The 25,219-nt window shown below is 71.4% G+C and carries 19 protein-coding genes; 11 read left to right on the top strand and 8 right to left on the bottom strand.

Annotation, left to right across the window (positions count from 1 at the left end):
- Together ACIG87_RS15900 and ACIG87_RS15895 are read left to right on the top strand one after the other, a co-directional pair.
- Positions 1–387: a DUF742 domain-containing protein gene (locus ACIG87_RS15900; protein ID WP_396851241.1), complete on the top strand. Its 387-nt coding sequence runs from the start codon at positions 1–3 to the stop codon at positions 385–387.
- A complete protein-coding gene (locus tag ACIG87_RS15895) occupies positions 368–979 on the top strand; it encodes a GTP-binding protein (RefSeq protein ID WP_396851240.1) in 612 nt (203 codons plus the stop codon). The genes ACIG87_RS15900 and ACIG87_RS15895 overlap by 20 nt, the downstream gene beginning before the upstream one ends.
- A gap of 93 nt (positions 980–1,072) precedes the next feature.
- On the opposite strand, the gene ACIG87_RS15890 is transcribed toward ACIG87_RS15895, so the two are convergent.
- Positions 1,073–3,952 (bottom strand): aconitate hydratase, encoded by a 2,880-nt coding sequence (locus ACIG87_RS15890; RefSeq protein ID WP_396851239.1) that lies wholly within the window; start codon positions 3,950–3,952, stop codon positions 1,073–1,075.
- Positions 3,953–4,113: 161 nt separating this feature from the next.
- Between ACIG87_RS15890 and ACIG87_RS15885 the strand changes: the two genes are divergently transcribed.
- From ACIG87_RS15885 to ACIG87_RS15870, 4 genes are all read left to right on the top strand, one after another.
- Complete coding sequence (locus tag ACIG87_RS15885) at positions 4,114–4,491, top strand: VOC family protein (RefSeq protein WP_396851238.1); 378 nt, start codon at positions 4,114–4,116, stop codon at positions 4,489–4,491.
- A 44-nt stretch (positions 4,492–4,535) separates the two neighbouring features.
- Complete coding sequence (locus ACIG87_RS15880) at positions 4,536–4,970, top strand: VOC family protein (RefSeq protein WP_396851237.1); 435 nt, start codon at positions 4,536–4,538, stop codon at positions 4,968–4,970.
- A 33-nt stretch (positions 4,971–5,003) separates the two neighbouring features.
- Positions 5,004–5,501, top strand: a complete 498-nt coding sequence (locus tag ACIG87_RS15875) for a YcxB family protein (protein ID WP_396851236.1) — start codon at positions 5,004–5,006, stop codon at positions 5,499–5,501.
- Positions 5,502–5,689: 188 nt separating this feature from the next.
- Complete coding sequence (locus ACIG87_RS15870; RefSeq protein WP_396851235.1) at positions 5,690–6,346, top strand: DedA family protein; 657 nt, start codon at positions 5,690–5,692, stop codon at positions 6,344–6,346.
- A 108-nt stretch (positions 6,347–6,454) separates the two neighbouring features.
- Here the strand turns inward: ACIG87_RS15870 and ACIG87_RS15865 are convergent, their stop codons facing one another.
- The 3 genes from ACIG87_RS15865 to ACIG87_RS15855 form a co-directional block, all read right to left on the bottom strand.
- Positions 6,455–7,114, bottom strand: coding sequence for a C39 family peptidase (locus tag ACIG87_RS15865; protein WP_396851234.1), 660 nt, complete (start codon positions 7,112–7,114; stop codon positions 6,455–6,457).
- A 375-nt stretch (positions 7,115–7,489) separates the two neighbouring features.
- The gene (locus ACIG87_RS15860) at positions 7,490–8,215 is read right to left on the bottom strand and encodes a dienelactone hydrolase family protein (protein ID WP_396851233.1); all 726 of its coding nucleotides are present in this window, start codon (positions 8,213–8,215) and stop codon (positions 7,490–7,492) included.
- A gap of 171 nt (positions 8,216–8,386) precedes the next feature.
- On the bottom strand, positions 8,387–8,569 hold the full coding sequence (locus tag ACIG87_RS15855; RefSeq protein WP_396851330.1) for a hypothetical protein: 183 nt from the start codon (positions 8,567–8,569) through the stop codon (positions 8,387–8,389).
- Positions 8,570–8,588: 19 nt separating this feature from the next.
- Here ACIG87_RS15855 and ACIG87_RS15850 point away from each other — a divergent pair, with 19 nt between their 5' ends.
- The 4 genes from ACIG87_RS15850 (at position 8,589) to pulA (ending at position 16,660) form a co-directional block, all read left to right on the top strand.
- Positions 8,589–9,275, top strand: a complete 687-nt coding sequence (locus ACIG87_RS15850) for a hypothetical protein (protein WP_396851232.1) — start codon at positions 8,589–8,591, stop codon at positions 9,273–9,275.
- Between the two features lie 173 nt (positions 9,276–9,448).
- On the top strand, positions 9,449–10,171 hold the full coding sequence (locus ACIG87_RS15845) for a hypothetical protein (protein WP_396851231.1): 723 nt from the start codon (positions 9,449–9,451) through the stop codon (positions 10,169–10,171).
- 105 nt (positions 10,172–10,276) lie between these two features.
- A complete protein-coding gene (locus ACIG87_RS15840; RefSeq protein ID WP_396851230.1) occupies positions 10,277–11,035 on the top strand; it encodes a cellulose binding domain-containing protein in 759 nt (252 codons plus the stop codon).
- 126 nt (positions 11,036–11,161) lie between these two features.
- On the top strand, positions 11,162–16,660 hold the full coding sequence (gene pulA, locus ACIG87_RS15835; protein ID WP_396851229.1) for a pullulanase-type alpha-1,6-glucosidase: 5,499 nt from the start codon (positions 11,162–11,164) through the stop codon (positions 16,658–16,660).
- A gap of 54 nt (positions 16,661–16,714) precedes the next feature.
- Here pulA and ACIG87_RS15830 read toward each other — a convergent pair whose 3' ends face one another.
- From ACIG87_RS15830 to ACIG87_RS15820, 3 genes are all read right to left on the bottom strand, one after another.
- On the bottom strand, positions 16,715–18,076 hold the full coding sequence (locus ACIG87_RS15830) for a right-handed parallel beta-helix repeat-containing protein (protein ID WP_396851228.1): 1,362 nt from the start codon (positions 18,074–18,076) through the stop codon (positions 16,715–16,717).
- A 266-nt stretch (positions 18,077–18,342) separates the two neighbouring features.
- A complete protein-coding gene (locus ACIG87_RS15825) occupies positions 18,343–19,770 on the bottom strand; it encodes a right-handed parallel beta-helix repeat-containing protein (protein WP_396851227.1) in 1,428 nt (475 codons plus the stop codon).
- A 342-nt stretch (positions 19,771–20,112) separates the two neighbouring features.
- Complete coding sequence (locus ACIG87_RS15820; RefSeq protein WP_396851226.1) at positions 20,113–21,594, bottom strand: aminopeptidase P family protein; 1,482 nt, start codon at positions 21,592–21,594, stop codon at positions 20,113–20,115.
- 163 nt (positions 21,595–21,757) lie between these two features.
- Here ACIG87_RS15820 and asnB point away from each other — a divergent pair, with 163 nt between their 5' ends.
- The gene (asnB, locus tag ACIG87_RS15815; protein ID WP_396851225.1) at positions 21,758–23,719 is read left to right on the top strand and encodes an asparagine synthase (glutamine-hydrolyzing); all 1,962 of its coding nucleotides are present in this window, start codon (positions 21,758–21,760) and stop codon (positions 23,717–23,719) included.
- 106 nt (positions 23,720–23,825) lie between these two features.
- Here the strand turns inward: asnB and ACIG87_RS15810 are convergent, their stop codons facing one another.
- On the bottom strand, positions 23,826–24,953 hold the full coding sequence (locus ACIG87_RS15810; RefSeq protein ID WP_396851224.1) for a lytic polysaccharide monooxygenase: 1,128 nt from the start codon (positions 24,951–24,953) through the stop codon (positions 23,826–23,828).
- Positions 24,954–25,219: the final 266 nt, after the last annotated feature.

Below are 25,219 nucleotides of genomic sequence, written 5' to 3'. Positions count from 1 at the left end.
ATGGCCGGTGAGGGCGACGGCGCCTCGGAGGAGCGGTGGGTCGACGACCACGCGGGCCCCGTGGTGCGCCCGTACGCGGTCACCCGGGGCCGGGCCCGCCCGGTGGGCTCGTTCGACCTGATCTCGCTGGTCACGGCGACCCGGACGAACGCCGTCGAGGAAGGCGGGCTGGGGCCCGAGCACGTGGCGATAGTGGCGCTGACCCAGAGTATGCAGTCGGTGGCCGAGATCGCCGCCCGACTGGACCTGCCGGTGGGCACCGTACGGGTGCTCCTCGGTGACCTGGTGGAGCGGGACCTGGTCCGGGTACAGGAACCCCGGGAGCCGGCCGGCGTGAAAGACGAGAGCATCTACGAGGCGGTGATCAATGGACTACGGGCACTCTGAACGTCCGGCGGGGGCGCGGGTGCTGCCCACCGCGCTCAAGGTTCTGGTGGCGGGCGGTTTCGGGGCGGGCAAGACGACGCTGGTCGGGGCGGTGAGCGAGAGCCGTCCGCTGCGCACCGAGGAGGTGCTGACCGAGACGGGCATCGGGGTCGACGACCTGTCCGGAGTGGAACGCAAGAGCACCACCACGGTGGCGATGGACTTCGGCCGGATCACCATCAGCGGGGATCTGGTGCTCTACGTCTTCGGCACCCCCGGGCAGGACCGCTTCTGGTTCCTCTGGGACGAGTTGGCGGTGGGTGCGCTCGGCGCGGTGGTGCTGGCCGACACCCGGCGGCTGGCCGACTGCTTCCCCTCCATCGACTACTTCGAGGGGCGGGGCACCCCGTTCGTGGTGGCGGTGAACTGCTTCGAGGGTGCCCGACGTTTCGGCCTCGACGAGGTGCGCGTGGCGCTCGACCTGGACCCGGAGGTGCCGCTGCTGCTCTGCGACGCCCGGCGGCGGGAGTCCGGCCGGGACGTGCTCATCACCCTGCTGGAACACGCCATGAAGACCCGGCACTCCCGGCGACGTGCGGCCGGCGGCCACTGACCGGACCCGCGTGGGCCGCGCGGTGTGCCCGGTGACCCCGCCATGACGAACGGGCCCCTTCCGTCCGGAAGGGGCCCGTTCGCACTCCGCAGGTCAGCTGGCGATCATGCGGCGCAGCACGTACTGCAGGATGCCGCCGTGGCGGTAGTAGTCCGCCTCACCGGGGGTGTCGATCCGGACCACCGCGTCGAACTCCACGCCGGTGTCGGTGGTGACCCGCACCGTACGCGGGGTCTCGCCGTCGTTGAGCGCGGTCACCCCGGTGATGGAGAAGGTCTCCGTGCCGGTGAGCCCGAGCGACTCGGCGGTGGTGTCCACCGGGAACTGCAACGGCAGCACGCCCATGCCGATCAGGTTCGACCGGTGGATCCGCTCGTACGACTCGGCGATGACCGCCCGGACGCCGAGCAGCATGGTGCCCTTGGCCGCCCAGTCCCGCGACGAACCGGAGCCGTACTCCTTGCCGGCCAGGATGACCAGCGGGACGCCGGCGGCCTGGTAGGCGGTGGAGGCGTCGTAGATGGTGGTCTGCTCGCCGGTCAGGTGGTTGACCGTGAAACCGCCTTCAGGGAGCGCAGCTCCCGCATCGGAACCGACGCCCGGGATCCGCAACTGGTTACGCAGCCGGATGTTGGCGAAGGTGCCCCGGATCATCACCTCGTGGTTGCCCCGGCGGGAGCCGTACGAGTTGAACTCGTGGCGCGGCACGCCGTGCTCGGCGAGGTACGTGCCGGCGGGGGAGTCGGCCTTGATCGCGCCGGCCGGGGAGATGTGGTCGGTGGTCACCGAGTCGCCCAGCTTGGCCAGCACCCGGGCGTCGCTGATGTCGACGACCGCGCTCGGCTCCTGCTGCATGCCCTCGAAGTACGGGGGCTTGCGGACGTAGGTGGACTCGTCCGCCCAGGCGAAGGTGTCGCCGGTCGGGGTGGGCAGCGACTGCCAGCGTTCGTCACCGGCGAACACGTCGGCGTACGCGGCGCTGAACCCGGTCGCGCCGATCGCCTGGGCGATGACGTCCTGGATCTCGGCGCTGTTCGGCCAGATGTCGCGCAGGTAGACCGGCTCCCCCTGGGCGTCCTCGCCGAGCGGCTCGTTGGCCAGGTCGATGTCCATCGTGCCGGCGAGCGCGTACGCGACCACCAGCGGCGGGGACGCCAGGTAGTTCATCTTGACGTCCGGGTTGATCCGGCCCTCGAAGTTCCGGTTGCCGGAGAGCACCGACACGACGGCCAGGTCGCCCTCGTTCACCGCGGCGGAGACCTCCTCCGGCAGCGGGCCGGAGTTGCCGATGCAGGTGGTGCAGCCGTAGCCGACCAGGTTGAAGCCGAGCTTGTCCAGGTAGGGCGTCAGGCCGGCGCGCTCGTAGTAGTCCATGACGACCTTGGAGCCGGGCGCCAGGGTGGTCTTGACCCACGGCTTGCGGGACAGGCCCTTGTCGACGGCGTTGCGGGCCAGCAGCGCGGCGCCGATCATCACCTGCGGGTTGGAGGTGTTGGTGCAGGAGGTGATCGCCGCGATCACCACGGCCCCGTGGTCCAGCTCGTACTCGACGCCGTCGGTGCCGGTCACCCGGATCGGGTTGCTGGCCCGGCCACCGGCGCCCACCGCGGCGGTCTCGAGGTCGCGCGGCTCGTCGGCCGGGTCGCTGGAGTCGTTGGCCGGCGGGTCGCTGGCCGGGAACGACTCGGCGCTGGCCTCGTCGGCCGGGCCGTTGGTGCCCCGGGGCAGCTGCTCACGGGCGACGCCGGGCTTCAGGTCGCGCTCACCGGAGTCGTCGGCGACGTAGTCGGTCAGCGCCGAGCGGAACAGCGTCTTGGCGGCCCCCAGCGGCACCCGGTCCTGCGGGCGCTTCGGCCCGGCCAGGGACGGCTCGATGGTGCCCAGGTCCAGCTCCAGCCGCTCGGAGTACTCCGGCTCGTGGTCCGGGTCGTGCCAGAGGCCCTGCTCCTTGGCGTACGCCTCGACGAGCGCGACCTGGGACGCGTCGCGGCCGGTCAGCTCCAGGTAGCGGACGGTCTCGGCGTCGATCGGGAAGATCGCGACGGTGGAGCCGTACTCGGGGGACATGTTGCCGATGGTGGCCCGGTTGGCCAGCGGCACGGCGCTGACGCCGGGGCCGTAGAACTCGACGAACTTGCCGACCACGCCGTGCTTGCGCAGCATCTCGGTGATGGTGAGCACCAGGTCGGTGGCGGTGGTGCCGGCCGGCATCTCGCCGTGCAGCTTGAAGCCGACGACCCGGGGGATCAGCATGCTGACCGGCTGGCCGAGCATCGCGGCCTCGGCCTCGATGCCGCCGACGCCCCAGCCCAGCACGCCCAGGCCGTTGACCATCGTGGTGTGCGAGTCGGTGCCGACCACGGTGTCCGGGTACGCTTGCCCGTTGCGCTCCATGATCGTCCGGGCCAGGTACTCGATGTTGACCTGGTGCACGATGCCGGTGCCCGGGGGGACGACCTTGAACTCGTTGAACGCGGTCTGGCCCCAGCGCAGGAACTGGTAGCGCTCCTTGTTGCGCTCGTACTCCAGCTCGACGTTGCGGGCGAAGGCGTCCTCGCGGCCGAACAGGTCGGCGATGACGGAGTGGTCGATGACCAGCTCGGCCGGGGCCAGCGGGTTGACCTTGCTGGGGTCGCCGCCGAGGTCACGGACGGCTTCGCGCATGGTGGCCAGGTCGACCACGCAGGGTACGCCGGTGAAGTCCTGCATCAGCACCCGCGCCGGGGTGAACTGGATCTCCACGCTCGGGTCCGCGTCGGGGTCCCACGCGCCGAGCTGCGCGATGTGGTCGGCGGTGATGTTCGCGCCGTCCTCGGTCCGCAGCAGGTTCTCCAGCAGGATCTTCAAGCTGTAGGGCAGTCGGTCGTGCCCCGCCACCTGGCCGATCCTGAAAATCTCGTAGCTCGCGTCTCCGACGCGTAGCTGGGTCTTCGCACCGAAGGTGTCGAGGCTCGCCACGTCGTACTCCTTCACACCAGCGACCGTGAGTAGTCCTGAGCAGTCTGTCGCACCGGGCGGAACGCTGCCCAGGTTAGGTGACACTTACTGCCGATTCGTCGTCATCAACAAAACCGTACGTCCGTCTTGCTATCGACGCAACCTCGTGCCAGGGTTCGGGACGAGGAGGTGTCACCATGATCCACCATGTGCTGCTCGCCTGCCCACCCGGCACCGAGGAGTCCTCCCGGGCCTTCTACGTCGGCATCCTCGGCCTGACCGAGAAGCCCAAACCACCGGCACTCGCCGCTCGCGGCGGTTGCTGGTTCACCGGGTACGAGGCCGAACTGCACCTCGGCGTCGAGGACGACTTCCGGCCGGCCCGCAAGGCGCACCCGGCCCTGCTCCGCCCCGACCTCGACGCGCTCGCCGACCGACTCACCGGCGCGGGGTATCCGGTCACCTGGGGTGACCACGAACTACCCGGGATGCGCCGCTTCCACACCGCCGACCCGCACGGCAACCGGCTGGAGTTCGTCGCCCCGCTGGAGTCCGTCGCCCCGCCGGGCGGCTGAGCGGTTCGGGCGTCGGTGTCGGACCTGACCTCTATGGTGGTCCGATGGCATCGGTCAGGGAGTTCCAGGTCACCTTCGACTGCGCGGAGCCCGAGCGGGTCGCCCGGTTCTGGTGCGAGGTGCTGGGGTACGTCGTGCCGCCGCCACCGGAGGGCTTGGCCGACTGGGGTGAGTTCGACCGCGCGCTGCCGCCCGAGCGGCAGGGTTCCGCGTTCGCCTGCGTCGATCCCTCGGGGGTGGGTCCGCGGCTGTTCTTCCAGCGGGTACCCGAAGGCAAGGTCGTCAAGAACCGGCTGCATCTCGACGTACGGGTCGGCACCGGGCTGGCGGGTGACGAGCGGGTGGCCGTGCTCGAGGCCGAAGGTGCGCGACTGGTCGCGCTCGGCGCGACCCGGGTACGACTGCTGAACGCCGACGGGTACGACGAGTCGTGCCTGGTGATGCAGGACGTCGAGGGCAACGAGTTCTGCCTCGACTGAGCGTCCGGCGGCGCGCCACACTATCGTTCTGGCGTGCACATCCGTTTCGACGTCCCGGCCGATCCCGCCTACCCGGGCCGGGTGGCCGCAGTGCTCAGCAGCGTGCGGCTGCGCAGATTCGGTGCCATCGGCGCGGTGCTGGCGGCGGTCGGGGCGGTCGGGGCCGCCGTCTCGTGGGGCTTCTCCTGGGGTGACCGGATCTCGTCGCTGTGGCTGGTGCTGCTCGTGGGTGGCCTGCTGTCGATGCTGTACGCGCCGTGGGTGCGGTGGCGGGCCCGACGCCGCTCCAGCGGCTACGCGGTCGAGGGTGGCTACGACATCACCGACGACAACATCATGATGCGCAGCGGCTCGGAGTCCGGCGGCATCGCCTGGGACGGGGTCGCCCAGGTGCGGGACACCCCCGAGTTCTGGATCGTGTACGTCGGCCGGATGCCGGCGACCGTGATCCCCCGCCGGTTGATGTCCGCCGAGGACGCCGAGACGTTGCGCGCCTTCATGGCCGAACGTGGCCTGCTCCAGGCTCGCTGAGCTGAGTTGGTCCGCAACCGGGCAGGCCAGGGCAGGGCGACGAGGTCGGGATCAGCGCTTGCCGCTGCCATCACGTCGGCCGGCAGGGGACCGCACCGGGATCACCGTCGGTCGGTGCCGCGACGAGTGCCCCACCCCGGCGGGCCGGCGCGGGTAGGGTTCGAGGTCGGGTCGGAAGGGGTGCCGCGGTGGTCGACGTTCAGCACTGGCTCTCCGCGCTTCCCCCGGTCGCGATCTACCTGATCGTCGCCGGGGTGATCGGCGTCGAGAGCATGGGTGTCCCGTTGCCCGGTGAGATCGTGCTGGTCAGCTCCGCGCTGCTGGCCGCCACCGGCGTGGTCGAGCCGCACTGGGTGGCCTCGGCGGCGGCCTTCGGCGCGATCGTCGGCGACTCGGTCGGTTACGCGGTCGGTCGGCGCGGCGGTCGTCCGCTGCTGGCCCGGTTGGGCCGGCGCTTCCCGAAGCACCTGGGCCCGGCACAACTCGCCCGCGCCGAGCAGAGCTTCGCCCGGCACGGTGTCTGGGCGGTCTTCTTCGGCCGGTTCGTCGCCCTGTTGCGCATCCTGGCCGGGCCGCTGGCCGGCGCGTTGCACGTGCCGTACCGCCGCTTCCTGGTGGCCAACGCGGCCGGCGGGCTGGTCTGGGCCTTCGGCACGACCTACCTGCTCTACAGCCTCGGCCGGGTGGCCGAGCACTGGCTCAAGGACATCTCCTGGGCCGGTCTGGCCCTGGCGGTCCTCGCCGGTCTGGGCAGCACCTGGTGGCTGCGCCGCCGCGCCCACCGGCTGGAGTCGACGACGGCCACCGACGAGGCCGAGCCGGTCGGGGCCGGCACCGACCGCTGAACCGCCACGGCCGGCGGCCGGGCCTGCGGAGCGGGCCGACGGGGGAGCCGGCCGTGCCGACGACGATCGGGCCGACCCCCGGGTGGGGGTCGGCCCGATGTGTGCTGGTCAGGACGAGTAGCCGCGGGTCGCGATCCAGTCCGCGAGGTTGTCCACGCTGATCCGGTAGGACGCGGTGTTCGGGTTGGCCGAGTCGGCGATCGTCACGGTCTTTCCACCGTCGCGGTAGCCGACCACGCTGATGTAGTGGCCACCCTCGAAGGAGTGGGCGTTGCCGTCGGTGTCCACCGCGGTGCCGGCGATGTTGGCCACCACGGCCCGGCCGTCGTCGACGGTGCGCACGATGTCGGCACGCAGTTCGTCGGTCTGCTTCCCGTCGGCCTTGGCGCTGCGGATCTCGGTGCTCTCGTACGCCTTCCGGCCGGTCTCCTTGTTCAGCACCGGGGTGATGTCGTTGATGCTGTCGGTGCCGTCCTCGGTGGTGCCCATCACCTTGGCCATGCCGTCCACGTCGATGACCTTGCCCTGCACGGACAGGGCGTTGCGGGTGGCGGCCGGGCCGCAGTAGTAGAAGTTGGGCTGCGCCTCGTAGTCGACCTTCAGCTCACGCTCGCCGGACGGCCTGCGGTCGGCCTGCACCGACGCGGCGGGCGTGCCGGTCCGGGCCTCTGCGGCGTGGGCGGCGGTCAACGGGCCGGCGATCGCGCCGGTGGTGAAGGCGAGGCCGGCAGCGGTCAGGGCGGTCTTACGCAGGATGTCGGTACGCATGGTGGCGTGCTCCTCTGCGTCGGGGGTGCGGCGGGCGCCCGGAAGGGGGTGGGCGTCGCCGAGGGAAGGGGGAAGGTCAGCGGGATCGTCCGGCGATCGGGGGGACCTGCTCGGGCGTCCGGCGGGGGTGTAACCAACCCGGTGGCGGCCGCATTCCACGGCCGGTGTTCCGGGGCCCTCCCGAGTGGGGGAGTGGCGGTGGTATGCCATGTACAACGCCCCGGCCCCGGCGGCGATTCCGCCGTGGGGGTGGCCCCGGTCACCCGACACCGGGCGCGAACGGGACATGGCGGTCGCCACCGACCAGCGCGCCGTGGGATGAACCGGACATAAGTGCACTCGCCCGGACCCGGTGCGAGTCGCGGCGTACCGGCGTCAGGTGGCGCGGAGCAGGTCCACTACCGCATCCCGGGCCGTCTGGACGGCCTCCCGGGACTGCGCGGTGTGGTCCAGGATGTCGAAGGCGTGCTGGCCGTCCGGTACGTCCACCACCCGCACCGCCCGACCCGTCCGGGCCGCGGCGTCGAGGAAGTCGGCGATGCCGGTCAGCACCTGCGGGATCTTGTCCCGCCCGGCCCGGGTCAGCACCACCGGAGTCGTTCCGCCGCCGTCGAGCGCGCCGACCGGCAGGAAACGCGGGTCGACCTCCCCACCGGGCAGCGGGACGAGCAGCGGATAGGTCAACGCGATCCCGCGCAGCCACGGCGGTGCCGCACGCAGCCAGTCCGCCGCGAGCAGGCTCCCGCCGGAGAAGAACCAGAGCACCACCCGCTCCGCGTCGACCCGGGGATCGGCCCGGACCAGTTCGACCAGGGCGGCGATGTCGTCGGCGGTGGCCGGCAGTTCGGCCAGGTCGGTCACCTGGTAGCTGAGCGCGGCGGCGACCAGGCCCTGCTCGGCGAGGAGCGCCCCGTAGCCTTGGTAGAGCAGCCAGTCGCGGGGATCGGCCGTGCCCGGCGGAAGCGGTGCGCCGTGCACCAGCACCACGGCGGGGTGGGAGCCGTCGCCGGCCGGCAGGTGCAGGTCGACCCGGCCGTGCCGCTCGACCGGTGCACTGGGCGGGGACAGGACGAAGGGCTGCTCCGCGATGGTGCCGTTCATGCCCGGAGCCTACTTACCCACAGGCCGGTTCAGCTGTCCCCAGGCACCCCGGTGGACAGCACCACGGCAGGCCACGCCGGAGTCCGCGGCGGTGGGCCCGCAGCGTCGCCGCGCGCGGGGACACCCACCCCGGGCAGCCCGGGAGGCCGGCCCGGGGCGTCCCCGGGCGGATCAGGCCGGCCGGTCGCCGGGCTTCGTGGCCTGGGCGTGCCGCTCGCGCAACCGGTCCCGGATCTCCTCCGGGGTGTACGCGCGACGACGCCGCTCGGCGCGGGCGACGACCACCCCGGTCGCGGCGACACCCGCGAGACCGGCCAACCCGAGGACCTTCCACCACTGCATCCGTTGCCGCATCGGCCTAGGGTAGACGCTCATGAGCATCAGCCTGGACGAGGCCGTCGACCTGACCCGCACCGGTGACGTCTGGGTGTTCCGTGGCCGCAGCGTGCCGGACCGGGCCATCCAGTTCACCACGAACAGTCCCGTCAACCACGTCGGCATGGCGGTGGTGCTGGACGACATGCCCCCGCTGATGTGGCACGCCGAATTGGGACGGTCGCTGCGGGACATGTGGACCGGCAGTCACCAGCGCGGTGTGCAGCTGCACGACCTGCGTGACGCGGTCTGCGTCTGGGCCAACCGGTACGGCCAGCGGGCCTGGCTGCGCCAGCTCGAACCGTCGGCCGATCCGGCGATGGAGCAGGCGGTGCTGCAGACCGTGGCCCGGCTCGACGGCACTCCGTTCCCCTCCACCGCCCAGTTGGCCTGGCGGTGGGCCCGGGGGCGGGTACCCCGGGTGCGGCTGCCGCTGCCGGGTCGGCGGGACCGGGACGACGCGCCGGTCGACGAGCGGTCCGGGCTGCCGACGGGGGACCGCGCGTTGGAGACCGCGTACTGCGCCGAGGTGGTGGCGGTGACGTACGAGGCGATGGGGTTGCTGTCGCCCGGCCGCCGGCCGAACTGGTACGACCCGGGCCGGTTCTGGAGCGGCGACGACCTCGACCTGACCGGTGACGCGCGGCTCGGCGCGGAGATCGAGGTGCGCATCCCGCCCCGATGAGGTCTTCCGACGACCGGTGAGGGCGACTGGTGACGCCGTGACCGGCAGCGGAGCCCTCGACCGGCGTCCGGCCCCCTGTGACCATCTGTACTGGACGGTCGCTAATCTCTGCGTACGGGGGTCGACCGAGGAGGATCATGCCGGGGACGCGCTGGACACGGTGGACGTCTCGGGTGCCTCACGCGGTCGCCGCGATGCCCTGGATGCTCGCCTCGATCGGGGTGCTCGTGCTGCTCTTCCTGCTGGTCAAGGCATTGGTGGCGGTGATCGGCCACGACCCCTACACCGAGCACGGCGCCGGTTCGCGCAGCGAGGCCGTCATGGTGCCGGGGGTGCCGGTGGCGACCGCGTCGGTCCTGCCGTCTCCGTCTCCGTCGCCCACCCGGACCCGGCGGGAGTCCGGTGGGTGGCCCGGCACCGCGCCGTCCCCGGCCGGGCGGACGCCCACCGCGTCCCGGTCGGCGACGCCATCGGCGTCCGTGACGTCGTCGGCCGCCGCACCCTCGCCGACGCCGAGCACGCTGCTCAACGACGACGCCCCGGGCATCACCTACCGGGGTCGGTGGGCGGTCTCCCGGGACCGGCCGTTCGGCGACCACCACAACGACGTGCACTACACCATCCACGACGGGGATGCCTTCGGCTTCACGTTCACCGGCACCGGGCTGGACTACATCACCTCGCGGGACCCCGACTACGGTGACGCCGACGTGTGGATCGTCGACGCCGGTGGCCGGCCGGTGAAACAGCAGCGGGTGAGCGCGCGGGCGGACCGGTACAAACCGCAGCAGACGGTCTTCAGCGTCAAGGATCTGCCCCGTGGGAAGTACACCATCTGGGCGGTCAAGCGTAACGGCATCTACTTCCAGGTGGACGCGCTGCGGGTGCGGGGCTGACCGGGCCGGCGATCTGTCCGGTTAGGACAATCTCCGGACGTCGGGCACTTTCCGACAATCGCCTGAATCGTTACTCTTCTCGGACGGGGCCGACCAGGGAGGGTCATGTCCGGCATGCGTCGCGCGCAGCCGCGAGCACACGGAGCGGGTGCGCTGGCGTCGTCGCCATGGGTCGTGGTCGCCACCGGTGTGCTGGTGATGGTGGTGCTCCTGATCGTCGCCCTGGCGTCGTACCGGGGCCGTGGTCCGGCCTTCGACGCCCGGCCGGTCGACCCCGCGCCGACCTACTCGCTGCCCGAGCTGGGCACGACCAATCCGGCGCGGGTGGCCGCGAACCTGCCTGAACCCGTCGTCCCCGGGCTGACGCCCCGCCGCACCGATCCACCCCTGGTCGAGTTGCCCGCCGACGTCGTACCGGATGAGCCGGCGGCCGGGGGCGACGCGCTTCCCCCGCCTGCCGGTGGGGTCGTCCCGCCGCCCGCCGACGGGGGTGCGGCGCAGCCCCGGCCGACCACGCCGCCGCCACCGCCGCCGTCCTCGCCGATGAGCGGTCGGTTCAGCGTGCTGGACAGTTGGAACAACGAGGCGTTCATCGGCGAGGTGCTGCTGCGCAACGGTGACCGGGTGTCCCGGCCCTGGACGGTCCGGCTGGTCCCGCCGGCCGGCAGTCGGCTGGTCACCTCGTGGGTGGAGGGCGCTCCGCAGGGCAGCCCCCGGATGTCCGGCGGGGTGTTCACGTACACCAGTGGGGTGGACGTCGGGCCGGGTGCCACGGTGCCGTTCCGGTTCCACTTCGAGAACACCGGTGGCAGCATCCGACCCTCGCGCTGCACGGTCGACGGCACGGCCTGCTCCGGCCTCTGATCCGTGCGCCGAGAGCGTGCTCTCTGCAAGGTTGCTGCTTTGTTGCGACTTGGTTTGCAAGGTATTGCAGAACCTTTCGGCAAGGGCTAGCGTGCGGGCGAATCAGCGACCATAGGAAGGCCGTCGATGAAACCCCCGCCGCTGCCGCGCAAGGCGCTGCTCGCCCTGGTCTCCACCCTCACCCTTGCTCTCGTCGGTGCCCCGGTCGTCGTCCACCAACTCGGCGCCGAAGCCACCGACCGACCGTCCACCGTCGACGCCCTCGCGGCGGCCGGCGCCGCCCAGTGGGGTGCCGAACCCTCCACCGAGGCCCTGCTCTCCGCCGGCACCGGCAAGTGCCGCGCCGAACAGTTCTACTTCGTCCTGCCGGACCGGTTCGCCAACGGCGACCGCCGCAACGACACCGGCGGCCTGACCGGTGACCGGCTCCGCACCGGTCTCGACCCGACGGACAAGGGCTTCTACCACGGTGGCGACCTCAAGGGCGTCATCGACAGGCTCGACTACATCCAGGGCCTCGGCACCACCGCCATCTGGCTGGCCCCGATCTTCAAGAACCGTCCCGTCCAGGGCACCGGCGCGGACGTCTCCGCCGGTTACCACGGCTACTGGATCACCGACTTCACCCAGGTCGACCCGCACTTCGGCACCAACGAGGAGATGAAGCGGCTGGTCAAGCTGGCACACGAGCGCGGCATCAAGGTCTACCTCGACGTCATCGTCAACCACACCGCCGACGTCATCAGGTACGCCGAGGACAGGTACGCCTACGTCGACAAGAAGACCACGCCGTACACCGACGCGCAGGGGCGGGAGTTCGAGGACCGCAACTACGCCGACGGCACCCGGGCCTTCCCGAAGGTGACCACCGACGCCGGCCCGTACACGCCGACCTTCGCCACCGGAGCCGACGCGAGCGTCAAGGTGCCGGCCTGGTTGAACGACCCGACGATGTACCACAACCGGGGCGACTCCACCTTCGCCGGGGAGAACAGCGAGTACGGCGACTTCTACGGCCTGGACGACCTGTGGACCGAGCGTCCCGAGGTGGTCGAGGGGCTGACCAAGGCGTACGGCGACTGGATCGCCAGCACCGACGTCGACGGCTTCCGGCTGGACACCGTCAAGCACGTCAACCTCGACTTCTGGCCGCAGTTCAGCCAGGGCATCAAGCGGGCGGCCGACCGGGCGGGGAAGAAGGACTTCTTCATGTTCGGTGAGGTCTACAGCGCGGACCAGGAGGTCACCTCCACCTATGTGCGACGCGGCGGCCTGCCGGCCACCCTGGACTTCTCCTTCCAGGAGGCGGCGCGCGGCTACACCACCGCCGACGGTTCGGCGAAGGCGCTCGCCGACGTGTACGCCAAGGACCCGCTGTACGCCGCGCGGGACACCGACGCCACCCGGCTGACCACCTTCCTCGGCAACCACGACATGGGCCGGATCGGCTCGTTCGTCGCCGCCGCCGGTGGGGACGACGCCAGCCAGCTCAACCGGGACCAGCTCGCCCACCAGCTGATGTTCCTCACCCGGGGCCAGCCGGTCGTCTACTCCGGCGACGAGCAGGGCTTCACCGGCCCCGGCGGGGACAAGGACGCCCGGCAGGACATGTTCGCCACCCGGACGGCGGACTACCTCGACGACGACCTGATCGGCACCACCCGCACCCACGCCAGCGACCAGTTCGACACCACCCACCCGCTGTACCGCACCATCGCCGAGCTGGGTCGGCTACGGGCCGCGCACACCGGACTGCGCGACGGGGTCCAGGTCACCCGGTACGCCGCCGACGGGGCGGGTGTCTTCGCCTTCTCCCGGATCGCCCCGGCCGACCGCACCGAGTACCTGGTGGCGGTGAACAACGCCGGCACCGCGCAGACTGTCCCGGTGGACACCTGGTCGCCCGGCACCACCTTCACCGGCATCTACGGCGGCGCGGCCACCGCGGACACCGGTGCCGACGGGAAGCTGAGCCTGACCGTGCCGGCCATGTCGGCCGTGGTGCTCAAGGCCGGCCGGGCCGTTCCGCAGCCCGCCGCGAAGCCGGCGGTGACCCTCACCCAGCCGGGTGCCGACCCGGTCGCCACCCGGGCCGCCGTCACCGCCCAGGTGACCGGTGACCCGCTGGCCACCGTCACCTTCGCCGCCCGGGTCGCGGGTGGGAAGTGGACCCTGCTGGGCAGCGCGCACGCCGCGCCGTACACCGTGCACCACGACCTGACCGGGCTGGCCGGGGGCACCAGGGTCGAGTACAAGGCGGTCGTGCGCGACGGCAAGGGACGTACTGCCGCCACCCGGTCGACCGGTGTGGTCGGCACCCCGGCGCAGGGCGCGTCGCGGGACTGGGCGGTGGTGCACTACCAGCGTCCGGCCGGTGGCTACGACGACTGGGGGCTCTACGCCTGGGGTGACCTCGACCCGGCGTACGTCACCGAGTGGCCCGCCGGGCAGCCGTTCGCCGGGGAGGACTCGTACGGCCGGTTCGCCTGGGTCAAGCTCAAGCCCGGCGCGAAGTCGGTCGGCTTCCTGGTGGTCGACAAGGCCGGCAACAAGGACGTCGCCACCGACCGCACCATCGACGTGACATCCACCGGCGAGGTCTGGGTCAAGCAGGGCGACCCCGCGCTCTACCCGACCCGGCAGGCCGCCACCGGCGAACCCGACCCGGCCGTCGACCCGGGCACCGCGATCATCCACTGGCGCAGGGCCGACAACGACTACACCGGGTGGGGCCTGCACCTGTGGGACGGCGCGGCCAACCCGACCGACTGGTCGACGCCGCTCGAGCCGGAGCGGATCGACTCCTTCGGCGCGCTGTTCCGGGTGCCGCTGGCGGCCGGCGCGACCGGGCTGAACTACATCATCCACCGGGGCGACGCCAAGGATCAGCCCGACGACCAGCGACTCGACCTCGTCGGCGTCGGGCCCGAGGTCTGGCTGCTCGGCGGGGTGCCCGGCCGGCTGCTGCCGGCGTCGACCGCCGGCCCGACGAAGGACGTCGACATCGCCAAACAGAAAGCACAGTGGATCGACCGATCCACCGTCGTCTGGGCGACCGGCCCGACCGACGGCAGGACGTACGTCCTGGTGGTCGCCCCGACCGGTGGTGTGCGGGTGGTCGACGGGGAGCTGTCCGGGACGTACACCTCGCTGCCGCTGCGGGCGCAGCGCAACGGGCTCACCGAGACCCAGCGCGCGGCCTTCCCGCACCTGTGGGCCCACCAGGCGTTCCGTCTCGACCGGGCCGACCTGGCCAGGGTGCCGGCGGCGCTGCGCGGGCAGCTCGTGGTCACCGAACGCGACGCCGGGGGCGCGCTGCTGGGCGCGACCGGGGTGCAGATCCCGGGCGTGCTCGACGACGTCTACCGGGCCGCCACCGACGCGCAGCTCGGCGTCACCTTCGCCGGCAGGGTGCCGACCCTCGCGGTCTGGGCGCCCACCGCCCGGACGGTCTCGCTCCAGCTCTTCGACACGCCGTCGGCGCAGCCGCGCACGGTGCCGATGCGCCGCGACGACCGCACCGGTGTGTGGTCGGTGCGCGGCAGTCGCGACTGGGCCGGCAGGTACTACCGGTACCAGGTGCAGGCCTGGCAGCCGGCCACCCAGCAGGTGGTCACCGCGTCGGTCACCGACCCCTACTCGGTGGCGCTCGCGCCGGACTCGACGCACAGTCAGATCGTCGACCTGGCCGATCCGGCGCTCGCCCCGGCCGGCTGGTCCAGGCTGCGCAAGCCGCCCCCGGTCCCCGCGTCGAAGGCGCAGATCTCCGAGCTGTCGGTGCGGGACTTCTCCATCGCCGACAGCACGGTGCCGGCCGGGCAGCGTGGCACCTACCTGGCCTTCACCGACCCGGACACGGCCGGGATGAAGCACCTGAAGGCGCTCGGCGACGCCGGGGTCAACTACCTGCACCTGCTCCCGGCGTTCGACTTCGCCACCATTCCGGAGAAGCGGGCCGACCAGAAACAGCCCGACTGCGACCTGGCGAAACTGCCGCCGGACTCCGACCGGCAGCAGGCGTGCGTCGCGGCGGTCGCCGACACCGACGGCTACAACTGGGGGTACGACCCGCTGCACTACACCGTGCCGGAGGGCGGGTACGCCGTCGACCCGAGCGGGGCGAAGCGGACCACCGAGTTCCGGCGGATGGTCGCCGGGGTCAACGGGGCCGGCTTGCGGGTGGTGATGGACGTGGTCTACAACCACACCTCGGCCGCCGGCACCGACGGGAAGTCGGTCCTGGACCAGGTGGTGCCCGGCTACTACCACCGGCTGCTGGACGACGGCACGGTCGCCAACTCGACCTGCTGCGCCAACACCGCGCCCGAGCACGCCATGATGGGCAAGTTGGTGGTCGACTCGCTGGTCGTCTGGGCCAGGCAGTACAAGGTGGACGGCTTCCGGTTCGACCTGATGGGTCACCACCCGAAGGCGAACATCCTGGCGGTGCGGGCCGCGCTCGACAGGCTGACCCCGGCCCGGGACGGGGTGGACGGCCGGAAGATCCTGCTCTACGGCGAGGGCTGGAACTTCGGCGAGGTCGCCGACGACGCCCGGTTCGTCCAGGCCACCCAGGCCAACATGGCCGGCACCGGGATCGGCACCTTCAACGACCGGCTCCGCGACGCGGTGCGCGGCGGCGGCCCGTTCGACGGCAACCCGCGCGTGCAGGGCTTCGCCTCGGGCCTCTACACCGACCCCAACGGTGACCCGGTCAACGGCACCGCCGCCGAGCAGAAGGCCCGGCTGCTGCACTCCCAGGACCTGATCAAGGTGGGGCTGACCGGCAACCTGCGCGGCTACCGGTTCACCGACTCCGCCGGCCGGCGGGTCACCGGGGCGCAGGTGGACTACAACGGTTCGCCGGCCGGCTACACCGCCGCGCCCGGTGAGGCGGTCACCTATGTCGACGCGCACGACAACGAGATCCTGTACGACGCGTTGGCGTACAAGCTGCCGACCGGCACCTCGGCGGCGGACCGGGCCCGGATGCAGGTGCTGGCCCTGGCCACCACCGCCCTCGGGCAGGGGACCGGTTTCGTGGCGACCGGCTCCGAGCGGCTGCGCTCGAAGTCGCTGGACCGCAACTCGTACAACTCCGGCGACTGGTTCAACCAGATCCGCTGGGACTGCGCCCAGGGCAACGGGTTCGGCGCCGGTCTCCCACCGGCGCCGGACAACCAGGACAAGTGGTCGTACGCGAAGCCGCTGCTGGCCGATCCGTCGCTGGTGCCGGACTGCGCCGCGATCGGCCTGGCCGACGCCCGGTACGTGGAGCTGCTGAAGATCCGGCAGTCCTCGCCGGTGTTCGGGCTGTCCACCGCCGCGCAGGTGCAGCAGCGGGTCGGCTTCCCGCTGTCCGGTGCGAAGGAGACCCCTGGGGTGCTCACCATGACCCTGGACGCCCGGGGGCTGGGCGGCCGGTGGAAGTCGGTGACCGTGGTCTTCAACGCCACCCCGACGGCGGCGAGGCAGACGGTGACCGGGCTGCGGGGCACGGACACCACCCTGCACCCGGTGCTGGCCGGATCGGCCGATCCGGTGCTGCGGACCGCCTCGTTCGACCGGGCGGGTGGCACCTTCACCGTGCCGGCGCGCAGCGTGGCGGTCTTCGTCCAGCGCTGACCCGACGGCGAGGGGCCCCTCCCGCCGGGAGGGGCCCCTCATCAGTGGGTCGGGTCAGCCGAAGCAGTTCGCAATCGGCGTCGGCCCGCAGTTGGTCGGCCGGTTGGCCACCACTGTCGAGTCCGGGTTGATCGTCACCGTGCCGAGGACGTTGCGGATGCCACCGATGCCACCCGCTGTCAGGGCCGTGTTGTCGACGACCTTGCTCCTGCTCAGGACGACCGTGCCGGCCGCGTTGTCGATGCCGCCGCCGTTGGCCGCCTGGTTGCCGACGACCTCGCTCTCCCGCAGGACGAGCTGGCTGCCGAGGCTGTTGCTGATGCCCCCGCCGACCCCGCCGGTGGTGTTGCGCGCCACCTTGCTCTTCTCCACCACCGTGTTGCTGCCGGCGGTGGCGGCCAGGCCGCCACCGCCGAGCAGGCCGGCGGTGTTGCGGGCCAGGGTGACGTCACGCAGGGCGAGCTGGGTCGCCGCCACCCCGATGCCGCCACCCGCGCCGCCGGCGACGTTGTCGGCGACCTCGACGTGGGTGAGGCTGATGATGCCGCCGGTGCTGCCGATCCCGGCGCCGCCGAGGATCGCCCGGTTGTTGGTGACGGCGCTCTTCCAGATCTGGACCGATCCGGCGACGGTGTTGATCCCGCCGCCGCCCGCGCCGGCGTTGTTGTACGTGATCCGTGAGTCGCCGATCTCCAGCCGGCCCCCGCTGTGCACGGCGCCACCGGTCAGCCCGGCGTTGTTGCGCTCGACCGAGCTGTTGTGCAGGCTCACGGTGCCCTCGTTCTGGATGGCGCCGCCGGTGGTCTGGGCGGTGTTGTTCACCAACGTGCTGTCGACGATCTCCGCCCGCCCGCCGCCGCGTACCCAGAGGGCGCCGCCGTAGTTGGCCTGGCCCCCCTTGAGGGTGACGTCGCGCAGCGTGAGTTCGCCGCCGTTGTCCACCTCGAAGAACCGGAACGACGCCGCGTTCGCGGCCCGGACCAGGGTGGAGTGCTCACCCACGATCTCGATCGGCTGGGTGATCGGCGGTAGGCCGTTCGGGCCGCTGAAGGCGGTCAGGGTGTAGGTGCAGTCGCGGGCGAGTTTGAGTGTCCCGCCGTGCTCGGCGTTCGCCCGGGTGATGGCGGCGATCAGCCGGTTGGGGTCGCAGGGCACCTCCTTGGCGCGTGGGTAGCGGTCCTCCCGCTCGTCGGGGGCGGGTCCGCCCCGGTCGTCGCGTCGGTGTCCGTCCCCTGACTGGTGGGCCGAAGAGCCGTCCAGGCCGGGGAACCGGTGGAGTCCGGCAGCTCCGGCGCTGGTGCCGGCCGCGGCCAGGCTGATGACGCCGGTCAGTCCGGCGACCCCGAGCAGCCACCGGCGTCGGCGGCGGCCCGCCGATCCGGTGGGGTCCGGGGCAGGTGAAAGATTTCTGGACATCAGATGCCTGTCCTCTACTCACGTCAGACAGGGACACTCCGCGTGGCGGCGCGACCCTGGCTACAAATCGGTTGTAGCTACCTGTAAGCGAATGTAGGTGCGCATCTCTCATGTTTCTCCTGAACGCGAGCCAAGCCCACGTATGGGTAAGAAAGCGTGGAAGTCCCCTTGGCCGGGATATTCCGGTCTTGCGGACCCTCCGCTGCGGACAGCCGGGCCCCCTGCCGTCCGGATGACGGCAGGGGGCCCGGCTGTCGCACCGCAGGTCAGCCGAAGCAGTTGGGCACCGGGCCCACGCAGTTGTTCGGCCGGTTGGCCACGATGACCGACTTGGGGTCGACCGTGATCGCGATGGTGGTGAAGATGCCGCCGGCGTTGACGGTGGCGAGGTTGTTGAGGACGTCCGTCCGGGTCAGGCTCACCGTGCCGCCGTTGTTGTAGAGCCCGCCGCCGGTGTTGGCCTGGTTGGCCACCAGCTTGCTCTCCCGGAGCGCCAGGATGGTGCCCGCGTCGGAGTAGATGCCGCCGCCGAGGCCAGGGGTGGTGTTCCCCTTGAACTCGCTCTTCTCCACGGTGGCGCTGCCGCCGCCGAGGAAGAGACCGCCGCCGTTGCCGCCTGCGGCGTTGTGGGCCACGGTGACGTTCTGCAGGGTCAGCTGCGCCGCGCCGAGGGTGTTGATGCCGCCGCCTTCGGCGGAGGCGGTGTTGTCGTTGACCGTCGTCGAGCGCAGCAGCACGGTGCCGCCGTTGGTGGAGATGCCGCCACCCTGTCCGAGGGCCCTGTTGTTGTCGATGCTGCTCTTGTTGACCAGCACGGTGCCGAGCGTGTTCGCGATCCCGGCGCCGGATCCGGCCACCGAGTTGTAGGCGATCTTCGACTCGTTGACCTTGAGGACACCGGAGTTGCCGATGCCGGCAGCCGCGTTCTGCACCACCGCGCTGTGGTCCAGCGTCGTGATGCCGAGGTTGTCGATGGCGCCGGCGGGCACCGTGGCCGTGTTCCGGGTGACCTTGGTCTTCTCCAGGTGGGCCGTGCCGCCGGCCTGTACCAGCAGCCCCGGTCCGCTGGTCGACTGGCCGCCCGTGACCGTGAGGTCCTTGAGGGTCAGCGTGCCGCCGGAACCCACCGTGAAGATCCGGAACGCCACGGCGTTGGCGGCCCTGGTGATGGTCGAGCCGTTCCCCTTGATCACGACCGGCTGCGTGATCGTGGGCAGCCCGGTGCCGCCGCCGTTGGCCGTCAGGGAGTAGGTGCAGTTCTTGGCCAACTCCAGGACCGCGCCGTGTCCGGCGTTGGCCCGGGTGAGGGCGGCGATGAGACGGTTGGGGTCACAGGAGACCGATTCGCCCCGCTCCTCGCGTTCGCCGCCCGGCCGGCCCTTGTCGTCGCGGCCCTTGTCGTCCTTGTCGTCCCGGCCACTCCAGTCGTCGCCCTCGCCCTTCTCGTCCTCGGCCCGGCCGTGGTCCTTGGCCGGGCCGCCGTCGCCGAGGTTCTGCTCCACGGCAGAGGCGCGGGCGTCCGAGATCAGGTTCGTTGCGGACCTGTCGTCACGGGCGGTGAAACCGCCGAGGGCGGCCAGCCCGACGACGCCGGTCAAGCCGGCGACACCGGTGGCGACCCAGAGGGTTCGCCGCCTCTTTCCCAGTGCGGCCGTGGTCGGCCCACTGTCGGAAGTCGTCACATTGTTGGACATCGGAGCACTCTGTCCCTTCCTGCTATCAGACGAGACCGCACCGCTCATACGGGTGCGACCAGCTACAAATCGGTTGCAGCCTCTGATCACCACCGTATAAGAGGTTTCCTCGCAAGATGGACAAAACCGAAGAACACCCGCATTAGGGCTGGGTGGCTCAGGCGGCGCAGATGCTCACGGACGGGGTCCTTCCCGCCCCGGACCGCAGTTGCCGGACAGCGCGACCGGGAGACGACGAATCCGCCGGATGGCCGCCGAACGGCGCAGGGCGACGTCGGCACGCGACAAGGCCCCGCACCCGGGCACCGGGGCGAGGCCTTGTCGAGCGGTCGTACGCGCAGGTCAGCCGGGCAGGCGCGGGCCCGCCTCGCGCTGCTCGCCCAGCCAGGTCTCCACCTCGTCGCTGCGGCGGGGCAACCCCGCCGACAGGTTCACCGCGCCGGTCGCGGTGACCAGGATGTCGTCCTCGATCCGGACGCCGATGCCGCGTAGCTCCTCGGGGACCAGCTCGTCCTCCGGCTGGAAGTACAGCCCCGGCTCGACGGTGAGCACGTAGCCCTCGCCGAGCTGGCCGTCGCGGTACTTCTCCTTGCGGGCGTGGGCGCAGTCGTGCACGTCGATGCCGAGCATGTGGCTGGTGCCGTGCAGGGTCCATCGCCGGTAGACCGTGGAGGCCGGGTCCATCGCCTCGTCGACGCTCACCGGCAGCAGGCCGAGATCCTTCAGCGCCTCGGCGAGCACCCGCATCGAGGTCAGGTGCACGTCGCGGAACCCCACGCCCGGCCTGATCGCGTCGATGCCGGCCTGCTGGGCGGCGTACACCGCGTCGTAGACCTGGCGCTGCAACGGGGTGAACCGGCCGTCGACCGGCAGCACCCGGGTCACGTCGGCGGTGTAGAGGTTGCGGTTCTCCACGCCCATGTCCATCAACAGCAGCTCACCCGGGCGGGCCGTGCCGTGGTTGTGCACCCAGTGCAGGATCGTCGCGTGCTCGCCGCCCCCGACGATCGAGTTGTAGCCGACGTCGTTGCCGTCGTGCCGGGCCCGCAGCGCGAAGATCCCCTCCAGCAGCCGCTCGGAGACCGCCCGGTCGGCCGGCAGCACCCGGGCCACGTCCTCGAAGCCGCGTACGGTGGCGTCGACCGCGTCCTGGAGTTGGGCGACCTCCCACTCGTCCTTGACCAGCTTCAGCTCGGCGATCGCGATCGCCAGCTCCCGGTCGCGGGCCGGCTGGCCCTCCTCCCGGGGGCCGTCCCACGGCCGCACCGCCGCGTCCACCCGGTGGTCGAAACCGCGCAACACCCGGGTACGCCCCGGCGCCATCCGCGCCAACGCCCCGTCCAGCGCGGTCAGGTCCTCCGTGGGTAGGCCCAGCTCGGTGGACTTCTCGGCCAGGGTGTGCCGCCGGCCCACCCACAGCTCACCGTGCCGGCTGCGGAAGAACTCGTCGGTCTCCCGTGAGGAGCGGGGACGCATGTAGAGCGTCGCGTCGTGCCCCGAGCCGTTGGGGCGCAGCACCAGGACGCTGTCCGGGTCGTGGTCGCCGGTGAGGTACGCGAAGTCGCTGCCCGGCCGGAACGGGTGGTCGGTGTCGTTGGCCCGTACCTTCTCGGTGCCGGTGGGGATGACCAGCGTCTCGCCCGGGAAGGCCGCGGAGAGCGCGGCCCGTCGCTTGGCGTGGTGGGGGACCTCCGGCCGGGGACCGACCGGCAGGCTGGTGTCCCGCCAGCCCTGCCGCATGAAGGACAGGAACGCCTCCGGGAAGTCCGGGTCGTGCGATTCGGTGCCGTCCGCCGGCTTGCCGTCCGTCCGTTCCTCGGCCATGTCGGCTCCCTTCGCCTCGTCGCTGTTCCAGACGGTACCCCGGGTCCGGCCGGGCGGAGTGCCTGCGGTGCCGCGACGGCCGCTTCGCGCGCGGGGAAATAGGGCAGGGGCAGAGCCAGCGGTGCCGCGCGGTCGGAATGTGCCGCGTGGAAAGATGGCCACCATGTGCGGACTCCTGGCCTTCTTCAGCGCGAACGGCAACGCCGCCGCCCACCGCGACAACATCGCGGGGGCGTTGGAATGCCTGCACCACCGCGGACCGGACGAGACAGGGGTCGAGGTGGTCGGCGACGCTACCGGCCACTACGCGGACGGGGTGTTCGCGCACAAGCGGCTGGCCATCATCGACGTCGCGTCCAGCCACGAGCCACTGCCCTACGCCGGCGGTCGCTACCTGCTCACCTTCAACGGCGAGATCTACAACTACATCGAGCTGCGGGAGGAACTGGTCCGCACCTTCGGGGCCCAGTTCGCCACCGCCGGTGACGGTGAGGTGATCGTCGCCGGTTACCACTACTGGGGTGAGCAGGTGCTCACCCGGCTGCGCGGCATGTTCGCCTTCGTCATCTGGGACCGGCAGGAACGCAGGGCGTTCGGCGCGCGGGACTACTTCGGCATCAAGCCGCTGCACTACCTGGAGACCGCCGACGGCCTCTACCTCGCCTCGGAGAAGAAGGCGCTGCTCCCTTTCGCGCACTCCTACTACCAGGGTGACGCCGGGATCGACACCGCCAACCTCAGCCACTACCTGACCCTCCAGTACGTCCCCGAGCCCGGCACCCTGCACCAGGGCATCAGCCGGATCGGCTCCGGCGAGTACCTGAGCTGGTCCCCGGGCGGTCGGCTCGACGTGCGGCGCTGGTACCGGCCGGTGTTCCGGCCCGCCCCGGTCTCCGACGAGCAGCGGCTCTACCACGAGATCCGGGAGACGCTGCGGGAGAGCGTCCGGATGCACATGCGTTCGGACGTGCCGGTCGGCTCGTTCCTGTCCAGCGGCATCGACTCCACCGCCGTGGTGGCCTTGGCGCGCGAGTTCAACCCCAACATCCTCACCTTCACCGTCGGCTACGACGTGCCCGGCTACTCCGAGATCGACGTGGCCCAGGACTCGGCCCGGCACCTCGACGTGACCACCATCGCGACCAAGATCGGGCCGCAGGACATGATCGACGCGCTGCCGAAGATCATCTGGCACCTGGACGACCCAGTGGCCGACCCGGCGCTGGTCCCGCTCTACTTCGTCGCCAAGAAGGCCGCCGAGCACGTCACGGTGGTGCTCTCCGGCGAGGGTGCCGACGAGTTCTTCGGCGGTTACACCATCTACCGGGAGCCGCTCTCCCTCGGCAGCGTCAACGGCCTGCCGGGCGGGGTGCAGAAGGGCCTGCGCGCGGTCTCCAAGGCGATCCCGCAGGGGGTCAAGGGCAAGAGCTTCCTGGAGCGCGGCACCACCCCGATCGAGCAGCGCTACTACGGCAACGCCCGGATGTTCACCGAGGAGGAGAAGCAGCACCTGCTGCGCCGCTACGACCCCTCGGTGCGCTACACCGACGTCACCGCCCCGATCTACGCCGAGTGCACCGAGCTGGACGACGTCACCAAGATGCAGTACGTCGACCTCTACACCTGGCTGCGCGGCGACATCCTGGTCAAGGCGGACCGGATCTCGATGTCCCACTCGCTGGAGGTCCGGGTGCCGTTCCTGGACCGGGCGGTCTTCGACGTGGCGGCCACCATCCCGGTCGAGCTGAAGCTGCCGCCCCGCTCCGACGCCACCAAGTACGCCATGCGCCAGGCGTTGCAGGGGGTCGTGCCGCCGGCCATCGTCAACCGCAGGAAGCTGGGCTTCCCGACCCCGACCCGGGTCTGGCTGCGTGGCGAGATGTACGAGTGGGCCCGGCACGTGCTGTCCACCTCCGGCGCGGGCGACCTGATCGACCTGTCGTACGCGATGCGGCTGCTGGAGGAGCACAAGCGGGAGGAGGCGGACAACTCCCGCAAGGTGTGGACGGTGCTGATCTTCTGCATCTGGCACGCCATCTTCGTGGCCAAGACCCTCGACCCGGGCATCCAGCGCAACCAGTCGGCCCTGCTCACCAAGCCGGTGGTCGGCAGCATGGTGCGCTGACACCGGCCCGCTCCCGCCGTCGCCCCGACCGGCGTCCGCCGGTCCCCGGACGACCCGGAGGTCCCCGCCCGACGGGCGGGGACCTCCGGTCCTTCTCAGCGCTGCGTCACCGGCCGGAGCAGGTGACCGTGGGTATCCCGTTCGTCCCGGTGCTGCTGGCCGTGAAGCCGAACGTGGTGGTCTTCTCCGGCGCGACGGAGCCGTTGTACGAGGCGTTGGTGACGGTCACCGTCGACCCACTGGTGCTCAGCGTGCCGTTCCAGACCTGCGAGATCTGCTGGCCGTTGGGCCAGCTCCAGCTCGCCGTCCAGCCCCCGTACGTCCGGGTGCTGTGGTTCATGATGGTGACCTCGCCCTGGAAACCGCCGTTCCAGGCGCTGACCACCCGGTAGACCGCCATGCAGTCACTGCTGCCCGGCGGCGGGGTGGTCGGGCTCGGCGGGGGAGTGGTCGGGCTCGGCGGCGGGGTCGTCGGGCTCGGCGGCGGGGTCGTCGGGTTGGGCGGCGGGGTGGTCGGGTTGGGGTTGTCGTTGCCGACCCCGGTCACCTCGCCGTTGCCGCCGTCGAAGGTGACGTCCGAGCAGCCGAAGAAGTTCTCCTGGCTGTCCGAGCGCACCCAGCGGGAGTAGATGATGTGCCGCCCGGACTTGCCCGACGGCAGGTTCCCGCTGAAGTAGTAGTGCCCGTCGTTGGTGCCCGACGCGCCCCGCTGGGGCGGGTTGGTCACCGTGAGGAACGGCTCCTCCAGGTCGCTCCACGCCAGCGGCCGGGTCGGGCTCCAGCTGTCCTTCGTCACGTAGAAGTAGAAGGTGCCCGGGTGGTGGGCCCAGTTGCTGTACTTGAAGTCCAGCCGCGCGCCGGACGTCAGGTGGGTCAGCGGCCAGTCGGTGCGGGCCAGGTCGTACCCGGCGAAACCGGTGTTGCCGCCGCTGCACAGCTTGCCGTCGGGGATGAAGCCGACGGTGCGCCCGTTGGCGTCCGAGCGGAGCACGCTGAACCAGTTGTAGAGGGAGTTGGTGCCGCTCTGGGCGACGGCGGCGGAACAGGCCGGGTTGATCGGCTTGATCTCGCCGGTGCTGGTCAGGCCGTCCTGCCAGCACAGGTAGGTCCGGCTGCCCGGAACGATCGGCGTGCCGTGCGCGGCGGCCGGTTCGGGCTGCACCGTCAGGGCGACGGCCCCGAAAGCGAGGGTGGCGGCCGCGGTGAACAACGCGGCCGTACGAGAACGAAGCACGAGCTTCTCCTGATCCGCGGGGTGGCGCGAGCGCCCGCCCCGCACAAGGTGGGGATGCGTCGATGGCGGCTCGGGCCGGCGGTCCCGCAGGGCCGACGGGCGCGTGCCGTCAACGGTCCGTGCCCACGGACCGGTGCCTCTCGCGTCTGACCCCAGCTGATCGCCGAGCGGGTGCGGCAGCCCTCCGCGCCGGCCCGGCACAGCAATACCATCACGTCCGGACGAACCACGCAATAGGCGTTGCTCGATGGGTCGGGTCCGAGTGC

Source organism: Micromonospora sp. NPDC051925 (assembly GCF_044548625.1).
GTDB lineage: Bacteria > Actinomycetota > Actinomycetes > Mycobacteriales > Micromonosporaceae > Micromonospora.
The sequence above is the reverse complement of the archived record's forward strand: the minus strand, read 5'-3'. Positions and strand labels throughout refer to the sequence as shown.